Origin of the sequence: Streptomyces anatolicus (genome assembly GCF_019400875.1) — a bacterium.
GTDB lineage: Bacteria > Actinomycetota > Actinomycetes > Streptomycetales > Streptomycetaceae > Streptomyces > Streptomyces anatolicus.
On record NZ_WMBF01000635.1, the window covers coordinates 1 to 3,186 of the forward strand.

Sequence of the window (3,186 nt, forward strand, 5' to 3'; positions counted from 1 at the left end):
CCTCCCCACCCTCCCCGATTTCGCCGGCCGCGAGGCCGAGATACGCCTCCTGGGCGAGACCCTGCGCCGCGCCGTGACCGGCGACGCCATGGCCGTGGCGACGCTGACCGGCCTCGGCGGCGTCGGCAAGACCGCCCTCGCCGTGCACGTCGCGCACGCCCTGCGCGAGGACTTCCCCGACGGACAGCTGTACGTGGACCTGCGCGGCGCCGACCCCGCACCCGGCACCCGGTCCGCCGCCGCCCCCGGCATGGACAGCGGCAGCGCGCTCACCGGTTTCCTGCGCGCCCTCGGCGTACCCGAGAGCGCCGTGCCCGACGGCCTCGACCAGCGGACCGCCCTGTACCGGTCGCTGCTGGCCGGGCGCCGCGTCCTCGTGCTCCTCGACAACGCCCGCGACACCGCGCAGGTGCGGCCCCTGCTGCCCGGCGCCCCGGGCTGCGCGGTCCTGGTGACCAGCCGTTCGCGGACCATCACGCTGCCCGGCGCGCGCCTCGTCGACGTCGAGACGATGGACGAGCGGGAAGCCCTCGGCCTGCTCGCCGCCATGATCGGCCACGACCGCGTGGCCGACGAACCGGCCGCCGCCCGCGAACTGGTCGCCACCTGCGGCGGACTGCCGCTCGCCGTCCGCATCGCCGCCGCCCGGCTGGCCGCGCGGCCCGGCCGCTCCGTCGCCGACCTCGCCGCCCGGCTGCGCGACGAACACCGCAGGCTGGACGAGCTGCGCGTGGACGACCTCGGCGTCGAGGCCACCTTCCGGCTCGGCTACGAAGCGCTCGACCCCGGCCTGGCCCGCGCCTTCCGCATGGTGTCGCTCTGCTACATGCCCTCCTTCTGCCGGGGAGCCGCGGGCGCCCTGCTCGACGTGGGTGACGAGGAAGCGGAGACGGCCGTGGAGCGGCTTGTCGACGCGGGCCTCATGGAGCTGCACGGCGAGGACCGCTACCGCTTCCACGACCTGGTCAGGCTCTTCGCCAGGCAGCTGTGCGACCGCCACGAGAGCGCCGAGGAGCGCGCCGCCGCCCGGCTGCGGTTCCTCGACTACGTCCTCGCCACCGTCGTCACCGCCATCCGCCGCACGAAACCGCACAGCGTCCTGCCCGACCTGCTGCACCGGCCGGCCTCCCCGGGCAAGACCCTGCCGGACGAGGCCGCCGCGCGGGACTGGCTCGTCGTCGCGCACTCGCGCCTGTACGCGGCCGCCGAGAACGCCCTGCGGCACGTCCAGGACCTCCCCGACCCCCCGGAGGGCGGTGGCGTCCCGCCCGGCCTGCGCCCCACCGTCGACCTCCTCACCGCCTGGTCCCACCTCCTGGCCGGGACCGCCCGCCACCGCGACCTGGAACCGCTCGCCGAACTCGCCCTCGACACCGCCCGACGGCACGGCGACGACCTCTGCGCGGCCCGCGCCCTGCGCCTGCTCGGCGCCCCGCACTACGGCACCGAGACCTACGGCCGCGCCGAACGGATGCTGCGCGAGAGCCTGCGCCTGGCCGCGTCGGCGGGCGACCCGCTCGTCGGCGCCGAGGGCAGCCACGAACTGGGCATCGTCCTCATGGGCACCGGCCGCCCCGAGGACGCCCTGGAGCAACTGCGGCTCGCGTACGCGAGGTTCGGTGCGCTCGGCGGCCACAGCGACCGCGTCCGCGTCCTGTCCCACATGGCACGGGTGTACGTCGCTCTCGGGCGGCGTACGGAAGCCGACACCGCGCTCTTTGAAGCGGTGGGCCAGGCACGGCAGTCGGGCAGCACGTCCACTCTCGCGCACGTCCTCTACCAGGCGGGCTGCGCCCTGCTCGCGGACGGCCGCGCCGCCGAGGCCGCGGACCGGCTGCGCGAGGCACGGCGCCTGCACGCCCGCGCCCGCGACCCGCGCTGGGAGGCCCTGTGCTGGGCCCGCCTCGCCACCTGCGAACTGGACCTGGGCAGCCCCGGTAAGGCCATGGACTGCGCGGACGCGGCACTGGCCGTCGAGGGCGAGCTGGGCGACGCCTTCTGTCACGCCCTGGCGATGGCCGCGCGGGGCCGGGCGCTGCTCACCCTCGGCGACCTCGACCGGGCCAGGGGCGCCCTGCTGATCGCCTACCGCGTCCTCGACCGGCGCGGCGCCGCGGAGGCCGCCGAGATCGCCGCGCTCCTCGCCCAGTGGAAGCCGCGCACGGGCGCGCCCAGGCCCGTGCTCTCGGCCCGCGGCTGAGCCCCGGCCCCGCCGAGCCGTCGCGGCCCGTACGGGAGGGCAGCCCCGGCTGCCCCTGACGTGGCCCTTTCGTACAAGGAGAGAGCCCGCGGCGCCCTCTACCGTGCCCGTATGACGTGGTGGAACTCCCTTGACCCGGCCGCGGTGACCGTTGACCCCGGTGGCCGAGCGACCGTACGGCTTCGCGTACGCAATACGGGAGACACGGTCGAGGAGTACCGGCTCGGGGTGGTCGGCACCCCGGCGGGCTGGGCCCGCGTCGAACCGGACGTGCTGCGGCTCTACCCGGGCAGCGAGGGCACGGCCGAGATCTCCTTCGCGCCGCCCCGCTCGCCGGACGCGACCGCCGGGCCGACGCCGTTCGGCATCCGGGTCGAGCCCCGTGAACACCCCGAGTCCCGCGATGTCGTCGAGGGCCAGGTCACCGTCGCGCCCTTTACCGAGATACGGGCGGAACTCCTTCCGCCCACCGTCGTCGGCCGTTTCCGCGGCCGCGCCTCGCTCGCCGTGGACAACCTCGGCAACACCCCGCTCACCGCGTCGCTGATCGCCCGCGACGACGCCGACCGGCTCACCTTCGACGTGCTGCCCACGAGCATCCAAGTCGCCCCGGGCCGCGCGGTGTTCGCCAAGATGACGGTCCGCCCGCAGCAGGTCCAGTGGACGGGCCCCGCGCAACCGCACCCGTTCACCGTCTCCGTACGCCGCTCCGGCGACGACACCGCCTACGAGCTGCCCGGCAGCTTCGACCAGCGTCCGGTCCTGCCGCGCCTGCTCCTCGCGCTCGGCGGCATCCTCGCGGCCCTCGCCATCGCGTTCGTGGTGTTCTGGTTCTCCTTCGCACCCAAGCTGACGGGCTCCGCGCGCGAGAACCAGGCCGCCGCGGCCCCGGACACCGCCCCGCAGGGCGGCGAGAAGGACAAGCTCGGGGACGCGCCGCCGCCCCCGAAGGACAAGAAGGTCGTCGACTCCGGGGGCGACGGGGG

The 3,186-nt window shown here is 75.9% G+C and carries 2 protein-coding genes; both read left to right on the forward strand.

All coding sequences use genetic code 11. From position 1 onward, the window contains the following. Positions 1-2,200 (forward strand): ATP-binding protein (locus tag GKQ77_RS30665; protein WP_219692384.1); only part of this gene is annotated, 2,200 nt, incomplete at its 5' end. A 111-nt stretch (positions 2,201-2,311) separates the two neighbouring features. Further along, positions 2,312-3,186, forward strand: an 875-nt coding sequence (locus tag GKQ77_RS30670; protein ID WP_443728934.1) for a COG1470 family protein, incomplete at its 3' end; no start/stop codon positions are given.